Below are 14,165 nucleotides of genomic sequence, written 5' to 3' on the forward strand. Positions count from 1 at the left end.
CCGCCGGTTCCGCAGCGTGTCTACGGGTGCGCCCGCCCACGCCGGGCCCAGGTTCGGTGGTCAAATCGTCGAGCAGGGCTACGGTCGTGGGTATTAGACCTTGGGTAATCGGATGGGGCGGAACGTCCAAGGAAGGCCTGGAATGGAACCAAGCAACGCGGTGGCCGGATTCTCGACGGGCAATGGCTTTCCCGATGTCGTCGTCACCGGCGTCGCCATGACGACCGCCCTGGCGACCGATGTCGACGGCACCTGGAAAAAGCTGCTGGACGGCCAAAGCGGCATCCGCAAGCTCGACGACCCGTTCGTCGAGCAGTTCGACGCGCCGGTGCGCATCGGCGGGCATCTGCTCGAGGATTTCGACGCCGAGCTGAACCGGGTGGAGCTTCGCCGAATGTTGTTTCTGCAGAAGATCTCCGTTGTGCTCGGCCGGCGGGTATGGACCAACGCCGGCTCACCCGAAGTCGATCCCAACCGGCTGATGGTGTCTATCGGCACCGCGATGGGCTCGACCGAAGAAATGGTCTTCGGCTACGACGACATCCGCGCGCGTGGCCTGAAGGCCGTCAACCCGGTGGGCGTGCTGATGATGATGCCCAACTCCGGCAGCGCCTGGGTCGGGCTGGAACGCAAGGCCAGGGCCGGGATCATCACGCCGGTGTCGGCCTGCGCCTCCGGGGCGGAGGCCATCGCCCGGGCCTGGCAGCAGATCGTGCTCGGCGAGGCCGACATCGCGATCTGCGGTGGCGTCGAGACCCGGATCGAGGCGGTGCCGATCGCGGCGTTCGCGCAGATGGGCATCCTGTCGACGAACAACGACGACCCGGCCGGTGCCTGTCGGCCGTTCGGCAAGGACCGCGACGGCTTCGTGTTCGGCGAAGCCGGAGCGCTGCTGGTCGTCGAGCGGGAGGACCACGCGAAAGCCCGCGGCGCGACGATCCTGGCCCGGCTGATGGGCGGGGCCATCACCTCGGACGGCTACCACGTCGTGGCGCCCGATCCCAACGGTCTGCGCGCCGGGCAGGCGATCACGCGGGCGGTCCAGCTCGCCGGGCTGAGCCCGACCGACATTGACCACGTCAACGCACACGCCACCGGCACCGTCGTCGGGGACCTGGCCGAAGGCAAGGCGATCAACAACGCGTTCGGTGCCCATCGTCCGGCGGTGTATGCGCCGAAGGCCGCGCTGGGCCATTCGATCGGCGCGGTCGGCGCGGTGGAGTCGATCCTGACGATACTGGCGCTGCGCGACGGCGTCATCCCGCCGACGCTGAACCTGCACAACCTCGATCCGGAGATTGATCTGGACGTCGTGGCGGGGGAGCCCCGACCGGGCAGCTACCGCTACGCGATCAACGATTCGTTCAGTTTCGGCGGCCACAACGTCGCGCTGGTCTTCGGAAAATACTGAACCGCACCACGTTGAGCAAGGTACCGGAAGTCACGTTGGGCTTCTGGATCATCAAGGTGCTGGCGACGACGCTCGGCGAGACCGGTGGCGACACGGTGACGATGACGCTGAATTGGGGTTATCTCGCCGGCGCCGTGCTGTTCGGTGTCGCGCTCGTGGTGTTCGTCGTCGCGCAGATTTCGGCCAAGCGCTTCCATGCGTTCCTGTACTGGGCGACGATCGTTGCCTCGACGACATTCGGCACGGCGATGGCCGACTTCGCCGACCGCTCGCTCGGAATCGGCTATGCCGGTGGTTCGAGTCTGCTCTTGCTGAGTCTGGGTGCGGCCCTTGGACTCTGGTATTGGTCGCAAGGAACCGTGTCGGTGAACACCGTTTCGGCTCCCAAGACAGAGGCCTTCTACTGGGCGACAATCACGCTGTCGCAGACGCTGGCACAGCTCTTGGCGATTGGCTCGCCGACACGGGCGACATTGGCTACGAACGCGGCGCGCTGATTTTCGCGGCAGGTCTCGCCGTGACCGCGGTGCTCTATTACTGGACAAGCATCTCGCGCGTCACGCTGTTCTGGGTGGCCTTCATCTTGACCCGGCCTCTCGGCGCGACTGTTGGCGACTTCCTCGATAAGCCTGTGAGCCAAGGCGGCCTGAGCCTGAGCCGCCCGCTGGCGTCCGCGGTAATCGCGGTTCTGATGGTCGCGCTCGTTGTTTTGCTGCCGCAGCGGGCCGGGCGGCATCCGGGCGTAGAGGCAGCGGAAGCCAGTAGCAGATAAGCCCAGCCTCTCGACGAATCCGAGCTACGCGGTAACGAGGCTGTTCCGGGAAAGCGGTGTGCCGAAGTAACCAGCCTGTGGATCGACGACGACGGTCTTGGATTGTCCCCGGCGGGCCAAGACGGCACGTGCCATCTCCTCGAATGAGATCTTCTGCGGCCCTCCGATGTTCGCGATGCCCCTCAGGGGTTCGCCGGTTGCCACCCGCGCGACCTCGGCGGCGAGGTCCTCAGCGGCGATGGGCTGGATCAGCGCGTCCGGCACACGCACTTCGTCGCCGACCGTCATCGACTCGGTGATCGTGTCGGTGAACTCCGCGAACTGGGTGGCGCGCACGATCGAGTAGGGCAGTCCCGATTCTTCGACGAGCTTCTCCTGGGCGACCTTCGCCCTCAGGTATCCGCTGTCGGGCAACTGGTCGCAACCAACGATCGACACCACGACGTAATGCTTAACGCCGGTGGCTTTGGCTGCCGTCAACAAGTTAGTGGTGGATTTGGTGAAGAACTCCATCACCGGATCGTCGTCAAATGACGGGGAGTTGGCCACATCGACAACCACGTCGGCATCGGTTAGGGCCTCGGAGAGGCCGTAACCGGTAAGCGTGTTGACGCCGGTTCGGGGCGACGCTGCCACCGCCTTAACGCCGTGGTCCCGCAGTTTGTCAATCACTTTCGACCCGAGAACCCCTGTGCCACCAATCACGACGATCTTCATGGATCTCCTTTCAGCGAGCCGAGCACGTGGCGGGTCTGCAGCCGGATGTAGTCGTCAAGGCTGTAGTTCGGCCCGAAATGCCAGTGCTTCAACGCCCATCCGTGCGCCAGCAGCATGATGTCGAACACCACCAGGTCGACGTTGACGTCGACGAAGCTGCCGTCGGCAACGCCTTTTTCGATCGCCGCGCGGAGCGGCGCGGCGGTGGCGATCTCGAGTTCCTTGATCTGCGCGCGGCCCGCCGCGTCCAGGGTGCGGCTCTCCCGGTAGGTCAACACCACCGCGTCCAGGTTTTCGTCGACGATCTCGATGTAGCGCCGGATCCCGGCGGTCAACTGGGCGACGGCGTCGTCGCCGGCGGCCGCCATGACCGGTGCGAGCTGGTCGCGGAAGGCGTCCTGGATGCGCACGATGGTGGCCAGCAGTAGATCCTCTTTGCCGCCGAAGTACTTGTAGATCAGCCCGACGCTGACGTTGGCCTCGGCGGCCAGATCCTGCATGGACATCTGGTGAAAGCCCTTCTGTCCCATGACTTTGACCGCGGCGTCGAGCAGTTGGCGCCGCCGCGAGCTGGTCCGGGCGGCGCGCACGGCCTCCTCGACCGGCAGATCCGCGAAGTCGGTGGCCATCTTAGAGGCCCAGGTCCTTGGCGATGATCGTCTTCATGATCTCGGTGGTCCCGCCGTAGATGGTCTGGATGCGAGCGTCGACGAATGCCCGCGACACCGGGTATTCGCGCATGTAGCCGTATCCGCCGTGCAACTGCAGGCAGCGGTCGGCGACGCGCACCTGCAGTTCGGTGGTCCACCATTTCAGCCGGGCGGCCCGTGCGGCGGTGAGCCCGCCGTTCAGATGTTGGGCGATGCAGTCGTCGAGATAGGTTCGGGCGACGTCGATTTCGGTGGCCAGCTCGGCGAGCACGAATTGGGTGTTCTGCAAGCCGGCGATCGGTGAACCGAACGCCTGCCGCCCCTGCACATACTCCAGCGTCTCGGCCAGCACCCCTTCGGCCGCGCCGACTGCGCCCACCGCCAGCGAAAGCCGTTCCTGGGGAAGGTTGTTCATCAGCTGGTAAAAGCCGCGGCCCTCTTCACCCAGCAGGTTCTCGACCGGGACCCGCATGTCGGTGAAGCTCAACTCGCTGGTGTCCTGGGCGTGCAGCCCGATCTTCTCCAGGTTGCGGCCGCGGGAGAAACCCGGCGTGTTCGGATCGACGACCAGCAGCGACAGGCCCTTGTGCCGATCGGGGCCGGTGCGTACGGCGATGACGAACAAGTCGCCGATCTGCCCGTTGGAGATGAAGGTCTTTGCGCCGTTCACGATGTACTGGTCGCCGTCGCGCACGGCGGTGGTGCGGATCCCCGCCAAGTCACTGCCTGCGCCCGGCTCGGTCATCGCGATCCCGATGATCGTCTCGCCGGTCACCACACCGGGCAGCCAGCGCTTTTTCTGCTCGGCGCTGGTCAGGTCGGTGAGATAGGGCAGCACGATGTCGTTTTGCAGGGACAAGCCGACGGCCTCAGCGGCCGCCCCGGCACGCTGCAGCTCGTCGACCAGGATTGCGTTGTAGCGAAAGTCGTCGACACCGGGCCCGCCGAACTCCTCGGGCACCGAAAACCCGAGCAGTCCAAGCTTGCCGGCCCCGGTGAACAGGGAGCGGTCCACGCAGCCGGCCTTCTCCCAGGCCTCGTGCGCCGGTACGACGGTCTGCTGAACGAAATCGCGTACCAGCTCCCGGAACTGGTGATGCTCGGACGTGTAGGTCAGGGTCATCGGAAGGCGTCCATGCCGGTGATGGCCTGGCCGAGGATCAGCTGATGCATCTCCGGGGTGCCCTCGTAGGTCAGCACCGATTCCAGGTTGACCATGTGCCGGATGACCGGGTATTCCAGCGATATCCCGTTGCCGCCCAGGATGGTTCGAGCGGTGCGGCAGATCCCGAGCGCCTCGCGGGTGTTGTTGAGCTTGCCGAAGCTGACCTGCTCGGGGCGCAGCCCGACGCTGTCCTTGAGCCGGCCCAGGTGCAGCGAGAGCAGCTGGCCCTTGTGCAGTTCGACGGCCATGTCGACAAGTTTGGCCTGAGTCAACTGGAAACCCGCGATGGGACGCCCGAATTGGGTGCGCTGCGTGGCGTAGTCGAGTGCGGCCCGCCAGGCCGAGCGCGCGGCACCCATCGAGCCCCAGATGATGCCGTAGCGCGCCTCCGACAAACACGCCAGCGGTCCCCTGAGGCCTTTTGCCTCGGGCAGCATCGCGTCGTGCGGCAGCCGGACGTCGTCGAGCACCAACTCGGAAGTGATCGAGGCCCGCAGCGACAGCTTGTGGTGAATGGTGTTCGCGCTGAACCCGGGTGTGTCGGTGGGGACGATGAAACCGCGGATCCCGTCGTCGGTGGCCGCCCACACGATCGCGACGTCGGCCACGGTGCCGTTGGTGATCCACATCTTGCGGCCGCCCAGCACCCAGTCCGAACCGTCGCGTCGCGCACGGGTTTTCATTGCCGCCGGGTCGGAGCCGATGTCGGGTTCGGTCAGCCCGAAGCAGCCCAGCAGCTCGCCGGCGGCCATGCCGGGCAGCCACTGCTGCTTTTGTTCCTCGGAGCCGAAGTTCGCGATCGCGAACATGGCCAGCGACCCTTGCACCGACACCAGCGAGCGGATGCCTGAGTCGGCGGCTTCCAGTTCGGTGCAGGCCAGCCCGTAGTGCACCGCCGACGCGCCGCCGCAGCCGTAGCCCTTGAGGTGCATGCCCAGCAGGCCGAGTTCGCCGAACTGCTTGGCCAGCTCGCGGGCTACCGGCAGGTCGCCGGCCTCGAACCAGTCGGCGACGTACGGGGTGACGTGCTCGGCGCAGAACTGCCGGACCGTGTCGCGCACCGCGATCTCGTCGTCGGACAGCAACGTGTCCAGCGCTAGTGGGTCGAGCGGGTCGAAGCTTGTCATCCGGCCATCGTAAGGCCGCCGCTGACGCTGATCACCTGCCCGGTGATGAACGACGCGGCATCGGAGGCGAAGAACAGCACCGGCGCGGCGACTTCGTCCGGCCGGGCCAGCCGGCGAAACGGAATCGCTTTGACCAGAGCCTCTCTCAACTTTTCCGGCTGGGCCGCGAACAGCGGCGTGTCGGTCGGGCCCGGGCATACGCAGTTGACGGTGATCTGGTAGCGGGCCATCTCCCGGGCCAGGGACTTGGTCAGCGCGATGACGCCGCCCTTGGCGCCGGCGTAGATGGTTTCACCCGCGCTGCCGACCCGTCCGGCGTCGCTGGCCAGGTTGATCACGCGTCCCCCGCCGCCGGCCTCGATCATGCCGGGCAGGAATGCGCTGCAGACGTGCACCGGCCCGAGGTAGTTGATGGCCACCACTTTTTCCGCGAATTCAGGTGTGGCGTTGAGGAATTGGTCGGTGCGGTCCCAGCCGGCGGCGTTGACGACGACATTGGGCACGCCGGGTGCCCGATCGCGCAGCGCGTCCACCTGGGCGCGGTCGGCGACGTCGACCGGCAGCGCGGTGATCAGGTCGGGGTATTCGTCGGCGGTGGCCTCGGCCGCGGCGAGATCGAGGTCGGCGGCGATGACCCGGTCACCCTGCGCGGCGAAACCCAGTGCGATCGCTTTCCCGATTCCGGATCCGGCGCCGGTCACCAGTGCGAGTTTCATGCGGTCTCCCCGTCGGATGAATCGTCATTCATCCCGGCCGAACCTATGTTCATCGTCGGTCGTAGTCAAGGCTCGGTACTGTCGCGGCATGAAGTGGCTTGGTGTCGACGTCGCGTGTGTGCTGGTGTTCTGTGCGCTCGGGCGGCGCAGTCACGACGAAGGGCTCAACGTCGCCGGTGTCGCGACGACGGCGTGGCCCTTTTTGATCGGCACGATTCTGGGCTGGCTGCTGTCGCGGGCGTGGCGGCGCCCGACCGCTGTCGCGCCGATTGGGGTGGTCGTGTGGATCAGCACGGTGGTGGTCGGAATGCTGCTGCGCAAGGCCACGTCGGCCGGCGTCGCCGCGAGTTTCGTGGTGGTGGCGTCGCTCGTCACCGCGGTGCTGTTGCTGGGCTGGCGGGCGGCGGTTGCGTTGATCGCTCCCAAGGCCACGTCATCAGGGCCCACACGACGAGGATGAGGATGGCCGCGGTGAACACGTACACCGGCCACGGGCCCAACACGTCGAGCAGGCTCGCGGTGGCGGGCTTTCCGTTGAGGAAGCCGTAGTTGGTTCCCGCGATGCTGTTGAAGGCGAAGGTGACTGCCGCCCACACTGCGGTCACCGCGATCGCGATGCGGTAGCTGTGCCACCGGGGCCGCATCCTCCGGCCCCAGGTGAGGTAGATGGCGGCCCACACGACGAGCAGGTGAATCCCCCAGAAACCCAGGAACCGGTAGTGCGGAAAATCCGGACCCTTGAGCACCGGCGAGATCAACGCCTGGGTGCTCAGAGTGAGGCCCCAGTAATAGGTGAGGGCGAAAGCCCAGTGGCGCCGCGACCACAGTGCGTAGGCGGCGGCGACGGTCGCGAGGTCGGTCAGGCGCAGCGGTACCGACTGGTCGACGGCCGGTGGGATCAGGGAGTAGATCACAACAGCGCCGTATATCGCGGCCGTCAGCAAGCCAAGGATGCGGCCGAGCCGGCGGGCCTGCGATGCCGTCTGCCGGCGTCCGATCCAGACCAGGAGCCCGGCCCCGATCGCGAAGACCGTTATGACGGCCCAATACGAGGGGCCGTACGCGGAGAACTCCCGTGCAGACAACGGCACCATCAACTTCGCAGTCTGCTCCGGGAAAGTCGGTCCTGGAATGCGGCCGGGCAATCCACGTTAGAAAGTTAGGTGATGCCCCAGTTCGTGTCGGTTTCCCAGGATGATCCGCTGGCGCAGCCGCTGCTGGCCGAATTGGCCGATGAATACGCGCAGCGCTACGGCGGCACGCCGGACATCCACCTGACCTGGCTGCGCGTCCCGTCCGCAGAGTTGGCGGCGCCGGATGGCGGCTTGGTGATCGGCGTTATCGACGGGGTACCGGTCACCGGCGGCGCGTTTCGGCGCTACGACGCCCACACCGCCGAGTTCAAGCGGATCTGGACCGACCGCGCCCATCGTCGCCGCGGCTACGCCACGGCGTTACTGGCAGAGTTGGAAGCAAAGACCGCTGCCCGCGGATACCGGCGCATTTACCTGATCACCGGCAATCGCCAGCCAGAGGCCGAGGAGCTGTACCGCACGATCGGCTACACCCGGCTGGACGAGCCGCTGCCCTCGTGGGGCGAGTTTCGTCCGATCGCGTTCGAGAAGTGGCTGACATGACCGAACAGCTGCATCTGGGCGTCGCGCTCGACGGCTACGGCTGGCACCCGCGGGCCTGGCGGACCACGCTGGCCGCTGATCCCACGACGGAATCGGTGCTGTCCGGCCGGTATTGGGCCGGCCTGGCCGCCACCGCCGAACGCGGACTGCTGGACTTCCTGACGATCGACGACACGCTGATGCCGCAACCCGGCCGCCGCGAGGCGATTGATCCGCGGCGGCTGGCCGGGCGGGCCGACGCAGTTCTGGTGGCCGCCCGCATCGCGCCGGCCACCCGGCACATCGGCCTGATGCCGGTGGCCACCGTCACCCACACCGAGCCGTTCCACGTCTCCAAGGCCATCGCAACTCTCGACTTCGTCTCGCATGGGCGGGCGGGGTGGCAAGCCCGGGTTAGCGCGACCGCGCACGAGGCGGCACTGTTCGGCCGTCGTGACCTATCTGGTGATCTGTTCGACGAGGCCGCCGATTTCGTCGAGGTGGCGCGCCGGCTCTGGGACAGCTGGGAGGACGACGCGGTGATCCGCGACGCCGCCACCGGGCGCTACATCGACCGGGACAAGCTCCACTACATCGACTTCACCGGCAAGTACTTCTCGGTCAAGGGCCCATCGATCACCCCGCGGCCCCCGCAGGGCCAGCCGGTGGTGACCGCCCTGGCGCACACGCCCCGCATCTATGAATTCGCCTCCGCCAGCGCCGATCTCGTATTCATTACACCCATCGACGACGACGGGCTGCGCCGGATACTCGACGAGATAGACTCCCGCCTGAAGATCTACGCGGACGTGGTGGTCTCTTTCAATGGCGAGACATGCAGATCCGATGCGCTCGTATTTACAGGTAGCCCAGCAGAATTGGTGGATCTGCTGCTGGGCTGGCAGGAGTTGGGCATCGACGGCGCCCGGCTGCGCCCGGCGGTCAACGCCACCGACCTGCCGGTGATCGTCGACCAGGTGGTGCCGCTTCTGCAGCGAGCAGGCAGATTCCGCACCGGCTACCGCGACGGTGAAACACTGCGCAAACGGCTCGGCCTGCCGGTGGCCGCCAATCGCTATGCGGCGGTACGACAATGACCGGGGTCCCGCTGTCGGTTCTCGATTTGGCGCCGATCAGCGCCGGCAGCGACGCCGCAACCGCGCTGCGCAACACGATCGACTTGGCTCAGCACGCCGAGCGGTGGGGCTTTCGGCGGTATTGGGTCGCCGAGCACCACTTCGTCGGTGTGGCCGCGTCCCAGCCGGCGGTATTGGTGGGCCAGATTGCCGCTGCCACCAACACTATTCGGGTCGGCACCGCGGCCGTGCAGCTCAGCCACACCACCGCCGCCGCAGTGGTGGAAAGCTTCGGCATGCTCGAGGCTCTCCATCCCGGCCGTATCGACCTCGGCGTGGGCCGCTCCGGGCAGCGCCGCCTCACGCCGGACAAGCCTCGCAAGCCGCGGCCCAAGACCGAAACGCCCCGCGAGTGGCGCGAAATCGACGGTGTGGTCGTGCCGCCACCGTTCGACCTGCGCTCAGTACTCAACAAGGAACGCGTGCAGGCGACCATGGCGATCCTGCAGCAGCCCGAGGCCGTCGCACCCGACTTCGCCGAACAGCTAGGCGACATCATCGCGATGCTGAACGGCACCTACCAGGTTGACGGGTTCGACCTGCACGCGGTCCCTGGTGAGCGAAGCGGCTTGACGCCGTGGGTCTTTGGCAGCAGCAAGGGCAAGAGCGCGCAGGTGGCCGGCGCACTGGGGCTGCCGTTCGTGGCCAGCTATCACCTCACCCCGGCGACCGCGCTGGACGCCGTCGACGCCTATCGCGCCGCCTTCCAACCGTCGCGATTTCTCTCCCGGCCGTACGTGGTGATCTCGGCCGACATCGTCGTCGCCGACGACAGCGCCACCGCGCGACGCCTGGCTTCCAGTTACGGGCATTGGGTGTACTCCATTCGAGCCGGCGACGGCGCCGTGCCGTACCCGGACCCCGACGAGTGCCTACCGCTGACCGACGAACAGCTGGCAGTGGTAAACGACCGGTTGGCAACGCAATTCGTCGGCAACCCGGACGAAGTGGCCGAGCGGCTGACGGCGCTACAACGGGTCAGCTGCGCCGACGAGCTGGTCGTCACCTCGGTGACCTATCGCCACGAGGATCGGCTGCGCTCACACGAACTGATGGCCAAACGCTGGGGATTGTGCGCATGAAGCAGATTCATTTGGCCGCGCATTTTCCCGGCGTCAACAACACCACCGTGTGGGCCGATCCGGCCGCCGGCAGCCAGATCGAGTTCGACTCGTTCGTGCATCTGGCCCGCACCGCCGAACGCGGCCTGTTCGACTTCTTCTTTCTGGCCGAGGGTCTGCGGCTGCGCGAGCACCGCGGCCGCATCTACGACCTGGACGTGGTGGGCCGGCCGGACACCTTCACGGTGCTGGCCGCGCTGGCCGGTGTGACCGACCGGATCGGGCTGACCGGCACGATCAACACCACGTTCAACGAACCTTTCGAAGTGGCACGGCAATTCGCCACCCTGGACCATTTGTCCGACGGGCGGGCCGGCTGGAACATCGTCACCTCGTCGGACGCGTTCACCGGCGCCAACTTTCGTCGCGGCGGTTTCCTCGACCATGCCGACCGTTACCGCCGCGCCGAGGAATTCCTCGCCGTCGCACGCGAATTCTGGGACAGCTGGGCCCCCGGCGCCGTGCGGGCCGACGTGGACGCCGGGGTCTACGTCGACCCCATCCGCATCACAACCGTCGAGCACCACGGCCCGCAGTTCGACGTGCGCGGAATGGCGACACTGCCCGCGGGGCCGCAAGGCCAGCCGGTGCTGCTGCAGGCCGGCGACTCCGAGGAGGGCCGTTCGTTCGGAGCCCGCCACGCCGACGCCATGTTCACCCTGCACGGGTCGCTAGAGGACGGCCAGCGCTACACCGCCGACGTCAAGGGCCGCGCGGCAGCGTCTGGCCGAAACCCTAACGAGCTCAAGGTTTTTCCTGCTGCGACGTTCGTGCTCGGCGACAGCGCGGCCGACGCTGCCGAAAAGGCGGAGTACATCCGTCGCCAACAGGTCAGCGGCCCGACCGCGATCGCGATGCTCGAACAGGTGTGGGGCCGCGACCTGTCGGACTACGACCCCGACGGCCCGCTGCCCGACGTCGACCCGACCGGCGACACCAGCATCACCCAGGGCAGGGTGCGACACGGCGACCCGATCGCGGTGGCGCAACGGTACCGCGAACGTGCTGCAGCCGAGAACCTTTCGATCCGGGAGCTGGTGATCGCCGTCACCAGCCGGCAGCAGTTCGTCGGAACCGCCGCCCATATCGCCGACGAGATGAACCGCTACGTGCAGGCCGACGCCTGCGACGGGTTCATCCTGGTCCCGCACCTGACCCCGCACGGGCTGGACGACTTCGTCGACCAGGTGGTCCCGCTACTGCAGGAACGCGGGGTCTACCGCACCGAATACACCGGCCGGACGCTGCGGGAACATCTGCGCGATCAGCCGGCCATGAATTCGTGATAGGCCGACTCCAGCTCGGGTGAGAGCGCCGTCGTGTTGCACTGCCGCTCGGTGTCACCGATCGGCGCCAGAATGCCCCGCAGGTCGTAATACTCCTGCGGGTGCGCGGTGAAGTAGGTGCGCAGAGTAGCCGACGCCTCCGGACGCGGGCGGGTGATCGCATCCGTCACCGCCGCATTGGCACCGGGGTGAGCGTCGAGGTACTGGCGAGCCGAACCGGTCGCCGAGTTGACGGTGTTCTGCACCCCGGCGGGGCTGCAGTCGGGCGCCGCCGATGCCGTCGGCGCCGCCATTGCCGCCAGACCACCGAACAGGCAGCAGGAGGCACAGACGGCGGCGGTGTGCCGGCGCGCGGAAATACCACGGATTTTCATCATTGTTTGTTCCTTGGAGTTGCACATTGGCTGGAAGGCCCGCCTCCTGCTCAAGCGGGCGGGGCCGTAGCAAGCCCGACGCCCAACGTACGCGCACACAACAGATCGTGAAGCGTCGAGAAGGGCGCGAAAACCAATGCCGCAGTGGATGAATCGGAACCGGCGTGAACAATGGTGCAGTTGTGGCGGTCGTTGGTAAGCACTCGACCAGAGCCGCGCTGCAATCGTGAGAATTCTTAATGAACCGTGATGTTCACTGTAATCGAATTGTGATCGCGCTCAGCGACTTTGGGCCAGCGCGGTCGCCTTGTCGGTGGCGTCGCGGATCGGGCCGCGCCACAGGTCGCCGTGGCCGGGCGCGATGATCTCGGTGTCCAGCAGGGCCAGCGCGGCCAGGCTGCGCACGCAGTCGTCCTGGTTGTGGCTGAACACCGCTGGCAGCAACTGCGGCCCGCTGCGCGCCAGCAACGGATGTCCGGTGACCAGCGCGTCGCCGCTGGCCAGCACGCCGTCGACCAGATACGAGCAGTGCCCGCCCGTATGCCCGGGGGTCGGAATCGCCATCGGGTGGCCGGGCAAGTCGGCGGCCAGTTCGGCGGTCAGCGGCTGCGCCGACGGAATGCCCTCGCGGATCAGGCCGCCGTTGCGCACCACGTGCGCGGCCCACAGTGCCCAGCGTGGGCGCCAGATCCGCAGTGCGACGTCGAGCGGCGAGGCCTGCTCCAAGTACTCCCGTTTGGCGTGGCCCACCTCGTCGGGATGGCAGTACACCGGGGTGCCGTGCGTCTTGGCGAACCAGATCGCTGAGCCCAGGTGGTCGATGTGGGCGTGGGTGAGCAGGATCGCCCGCAGGTCGTCGGCCGCATATCCCAGCTCGCGCAGCGAGGCGAGCACGTCGTCGCGATCACCGGGATACCCGGCGTCGATCAGCATCACCCCTGCCTCGTCGGTGACCAGCAGCCAGTTGACCGCCTCGCCCTGGGCAAGGTGCACGCGATTCGTGATGGCTGTCAGCACCGGTGCCATGCCCGCGAGCTTAGCTACTGGAGTAGAAACGACAGCGTGGCTGAACTCAAACTGGGGTACAAGGCGTCGGCCGAACAATTCGCGCCGCGGGAGCTCGTCGAGCTGGCGGTCGCGGCCGAGGCTCACGGCATGGACAGCGCCACCGTCAGCGACCATTTCCAGCCCTGGCGGCACAAGGGCGGGCACGCCCCGTTCTCGCTGGCCTGGATGACGGCGGTCGGCGAGCGCACCAAGCGCATCACCCTGGGCACCTCGGTGCTCACCCCGACCTTCCGGTACAACCCCGCCGTCGTCGCCCAGGCATTCGCCACGATGAGCTGCCTCTACCCGGGCCGCATCTTCCTGGGCGTGGGCACCGGCGAGGCTTTGAATGAAATCGCTACCGGCTACGAGGGCGAATGGCCGGAGTTCAAGGAGCGCTTCGCCCGGCTGCGCGAGTCGGTCCGGCTGATGCGCGAACTGTGGCGCGGGGACCGCGTGGATTTCGACGGCGACTACTACCACACCAAAGGCGCCTCGATCTACGACGTTCCCGAGGGCGGCGTCCCGATCTACATCGCCGCGGGCGGGCCGGCGGTGGCCAAATACGCCGGACGGGCCGGCGACGGGTTCATCTGTACCTCCGGCAAGGGCGAAGAGCTCTACAAGGACAAGCTGATCCCGGCCGTCAAAGAGGGAGCCGCGGCGGCGAACCGCAGTGTCGACGACATCGACAAGATGATCGAGATCAAGATCTCGTACGACCCCGACCCCAAGCTGGCGCTGGAGAACACCCGGTTCTGGGCGCCGCTGTCGCTGACAGCCGAGCAAAAGCACAGCATCGACGACCCGATCGAGATGGAGAAAGCCGCCGACGCGCTGCCCATCGAGCAGGTCGCCAAGCGTTGGATCGTCGCGTCGGACCCCGACGAGGCCGTCGAGAAGGTCGGCCAGTACGTCACGTGGGGCCTCAACCACCTGGTGTTCCATGCGCCCGGCCACGACCAGCGCCGGTTCCTCGAGCTCTTCGAGAAGGATCTCGCGCCGCGGCTGCGGCGACTGGCCTGAC

Annotated in this window: 17 protein-coding genes; 9 read left to right on the forward strand and 8 right to left on the reverse strand. The window is 66.9% G+C overall.

The window, feature by feature from the left end; translation table 11 throughout:
- The first annotated feature begins 142 nt into the window (after positions 1–142).
- Genes kasB through AWB95_RS24180 form a run of 3 tightly spaced genes read left to right on the forward strand, consistent with a single transcriptional unit; the run spans position 143 to position 2,183 of the window.
- Positions 143–1,411, forward strand: a complete 1,269-nt coding sequence (gene kasB, locus AWB95_RS18340) for a 3-oxoacyl-ACP synthase KasB (RefSeq protein ID WP_062538817.1) — start codon at positions 143–145, stop codon at positions 1,409–1,411.
- Positions 1,412–1,446: 35 nt separating this feature from the next.
- Positions 1,447–1,908 carry a COG4705 family protein gene (locus AWB95_RS24175; RefSeq protein WP_232315523.1) on the forward strand — a complete coding sequence of 154 codons (462 nt, stop codon included), beginning with the start codon at positions 1,447–1,449 and terminating at the stop codon, positions 1,906–1,908.
- Positions 1,884–2,183: a COG4705 family protein gene (locus AWB95_RS24180; RefSeq protein WP_232315525.1), complete on the forward strand. Its 300-nt coding sequence runs from the start codon at positions 1,884–1,886 to the stop codon at positions 2,181–2,183. The genes AWB95_RS24175 and AWB95_RS24180 overlap by 25 nt, the downstream gene beginning before the upstream one ends.
- A gap of 24 nt (positions 2,184–2,207) precedes the next feature.
- Here AWB95_RS24180 and AWB95_RS18350 read toward each other — a convergent pair whose 3' ends face one another.
- Genes AWB95_RS18350 through AWB95_RS18370 form a run of 5 tightly spaced genes read right to left on the reverse strand, consistent with a single transcriptional unit; the run spans position 2,208 to position 6,558 of the window.
- Positions 2,208–2,900, reverse strand: a complete 693-nt coding sequence (locus AWB95_RS18350; protein WP_062538818.1) for an SDR family oxidoreductase — start codon at positions 2,898–2,900, stop codon at positions 2,208–2,210.
- A complete protein-coding gene (locus AWB95_RS18355) occupies positions 2,897–3,529 on the reverse strand; it encodes a TetR/AcrR family transcriptional regulator (RefSeq protein WP_062538819.1) in 633 nt (210 codons plus the stop codon). Before AWB95_RS18355 ends, AWB95_RS18350 begins: the two co-directional genes overlap by 4 nt.
- Before the next feature lies 1 nt (position 3,530).
- Positions 3,531–4,673, reverse strand: a complete 1,143-nt coding sequence (locus AWB95_RS18360; protein WP_062538820.1) for an acyl-CoA dehydrogenase family protein — start codon at positions 4,671–4,673, stop codon at positions 3,531–3,533.
- A complete protein-coding gene (locus tag AWB95_RS18365; RefSeq protein WP_062538821.1) occupies positions 4,670–5,842 on the reverse strand; it encodes an acyl-CoA dehydrogenase in 1,173 nt (390 codons plus the stop codon). Before AWB95_RS18365 ends, AWB95_RS18360 begins: the two co-directional genes overlap by 4 nt.
- The gene (locus tag AWB95_RS18370) at positions 5,839–6,558 is read right to left on the reverse strand and encodes an SDR family NAD(P)-dependent oxidoreductase (protein WP_062538822.1); all 720 of its coding nucleotides are present in this window, start codon (positions 6,556–6,558) and stop codon (positions 5,839–5,841) included. The genes AWB95_RS18365 and AWB95_RS18370 overlap by 4 nt, the downstream gene beginning before the upstream one ends.
- An 88-nt stretch (positions 6,559–6,646) precedes the next feature.
- Between AWB95_RS18370 and AWB95_RS18375 the strand changes: the two genes are divergently transcribed.
- On the forward strand, positions 6,647–7,018 hold the full coding sequence (locus AWB95_RS18375) for a DUF3054 domain-containing protein (RefSeq protein WP_062538823.1): 372 nt from the start codon (positions 6,647–6,649) through the stop codon (positions 7,016–7,018).
- Here AWB95_RS18375 and AWB95_RS18380 read toward each other — a convergent pair.
- Complete coding sequence (locus AWB95_RS18380) at positions 6,930–7,652, reverse strand: YwaF family protein (protein ID WP_062538824.1); 723 nt, start codon at positions 7,650–7,652, stop codon at positions 6,930–6,932. The two genes, AWB95_RS18375 and AWB95_RS18380, sit on opposite strands and share 89 nt — an antisense overlap.
- 72 nt (positions 7,653–7,724) lie before the next feature.
- Between AWB95_RS18380 and AWB95_RS18385 the strand changes: the two genes are divergently transcribed.
- From AWB95_RS18385 to AWB95_RS18400, 4 genes are read left to right on the forward strand one after another with little or no spacing between them, the layout of a single operon-like run.
- Positions 7,725–8,195, forward strand: coding sequence for a GNAT family N-acetyltransferase (locus AWB95_RS18385; protein ID WP_062538825.1), 471 nt, complete (start codon positions 7,725–7,727; stop codon positions 8,193–8,195).
- The gene (locus AWB95_RS18390) at positions 8,192–9,271 is read left to right on the forward strand and encodes an LLM class flavin-dependent oxidoreductase (protein WP_062538826.1); all 1,080 of its coding nucleotides are present in this window, start codon (positions 8,192–8,194) and stop codon (positions 9,269–9,271) included. The genes AWB95_RS18385 and AWB95_RS18390 overlap by 4 nt, the downstream gene beginning before the upstream one ends.
- The gene (locus AWB95_RS18395) at positions 9,268–10,392 is read left to right on the forward strand and encodes an LLM class flavin-dependent oxidoreductase (RefSeq protein ID WP_062538827.1); all 1,125 of its coding nucleotides are present in this window, start codon (positions 9,268–9,270) and stop codon (positions 10,390–10,392) included. Before AWB95_RS18390 ends, AWB95_RS18395 begins: the two co-directional genes overlap by 4 nt.
- Positions 10,389–11,717 carry an NtaA/DmoA family FMN-dependent monooxygenase gene (locus AWB95_RS18400; protein WP_062538828.1) on the forward strand — a complete coding sequence of 443 codons (1,329 nt, stop codon included), beginning with the start codon at positions 10,389–10,391 and terminating at the stop codon, positions 11,715–11,717. The genes AWB95_RS18395 and AWB95_RS18400 overlap by 4 nt, the downstream gene beginning before the upstream one ends.
- Here the strand turns inward: AWB95_RS18400 and AWB95_RS18405 are convergent.
- Positions 11,696–12,091, reverse strand: coding sequence for a heme-binding protein (locus AWB95_RS18405; RefSeq protein ID WP_062538837.1), 396 nt, complete (start codon positions 12,089–12,091; stop codon positions 11,696–11,698). The genes AWB95_RS18400 and AWB95_RS18405 overlap by 22 nt on opposite strands.
- 279 nt (positions 12,092–12,370) lie before the next feature.
- Positions 12,371–13,117, reverse strand: a complete 747-nt coding sequence (locus AWB95_RS18410) for an MBL fold metallo-hydrolase (protein WP_062538829.1) — start codon at positions 13,115–13,117, stop codon at positions 12,371–12,373.
- 36 nt (positions 13,118–13,153) lie between these two features.
- Here AWB95_RS18410 and fgd point away from each other — a divergent pair, with 36 nt between their 5' ends.
- On the forward strand, positions 13,154–14,164 hold the full coding sequence (fgd, locus tag AWB95_RS18415) for a glucose-6-phosphate dehydrogenase (coenzyme-F420) (RefSeq protein WP_062538830.1): 1,011 nt from the start codon (positions 13,154–13,156) through the stop codon (positions 14,162–14,164).
- The last annotated feature ends 1 nt before the right edge of the window (position 14,165 follow it).

It is taken from the genome of Mycobacterium celatum (assembly GCF_002101595.1).
Taxonomy (GTDB): domain Bacteria; phylum Actinomycetota; class Actinomycetes; order Mycobacteriales; family Mycobacteriaceae; genus Mycobacterium; species Mycobacterium celatum.

What these genes read in the sequence shown, in the direction of transcription:
- AWB95_RS18405 (WP_062538837.1), bottom strand. Translation starts at nt 12,091, where the DNA reads ATGAAAATCCGTGGTATTTCCGCGCGCCGGCACACCGCCGCCGTCTGT.
- AWB95_RS18360 (WP_062538820.1), bottom strand. Translation starts at nt 4,673, where the DNA reads ATGACCCTGACCTACACGTCCGAGCATCACCAGTTCCGGGAGCTGGTA.
- AWB95_RS18385 (WP_062538825.1), top strand. Translation starts at nt 7,725, where the DNA reads ATGCCCCAGTTCGTGTCGGTTTCCCAGGATGATCCGCTGGCGCAGCCG.
- AWB95_RS18380 (WP_062538824.1), bottom strand. Translation starts at nt 7,652, where the DNA reads ATGGTGCCGTTGTCTGCACGGGAGTTCTCCGCGTACGGCCCCTCGTAT.
- AWB95_RS18370 (WP_062538822.1), bottom strand. Translation starts at nt 6,558, where the DNA reads ATGAAACTCGCACTGGTGACCGGCGCCGGATCCGGAATCGGGAAAGCG.
- AWB95_RS18390 (WP_062538826.1), top strand. Translation starts at nt 8,192, where the DNA reads ATGACCGAACAGCTGCATCTGGGCGTCGCGCTCGACGGCTACGGCTGG.
- AWB95_RS18400 (WP_062538828.1), top strand. Translation starts at nt 10,389, where the DNA reads ATGAAGCAGATTCATTTGGCCGCGCATTTTCCCGGCGTCAACAACACC.
- AWB95_RS18365 (WP_062538821.1), bottom strand. Translation starts at nt 5,842, where the DNA reads ATGACAAGCTTCGACCCGCTCGACCCACTAGCGCTGGACACGTTGCTG.
- AWB95_RS18395 (WP_062538827.1), top strand. Translation starts at nt 9,268, where the DNA reads ATGACCGGGGTCCCGCTGTCGGTTCTCGATTTGGCGCCGATCAGCGCC.
- AWB95_RS18355 (WP_062538819.1), bottom strand. Translation starts at nt 3,529, where the DNA reads ATGGCCACCGACTTCGCGGATCTGCCGGTCGAGGAGGCCGTGCGCGCC.
- AWB95_RS18350 (WP_062538818.1), bottom strand. Translation starts at nt 2,900, where the DNA reads ATGAAGATCGTCGTGATTGGTGGCACAGGGGTTCTCGGGTCGAAAGTG.
- AWB95_RS18375 (WP_062538823.1), top strand. Translation starts at nt 6,647, where the DNA reads ATGAAGTGGCTTGGTGTCGACGTCGCGTGTGTGCTGGTGTTCTGTGCG.
- AWB95_RS18410 (WP_062538829.1), bottom strand. Translation starts at nt 13,117, where the DNA reads ATGGCACCGGTGCTGACAGCCATCACGAATCGCGTGCACCTTGCCCAG.
- kasB (WP_062538817.1), top strand. Translation starts at nt 143, where the DNA reads ATGGAACCAAGCAACGCGGTGGCCGGATTCTCGACGGGCAATGGCTTT.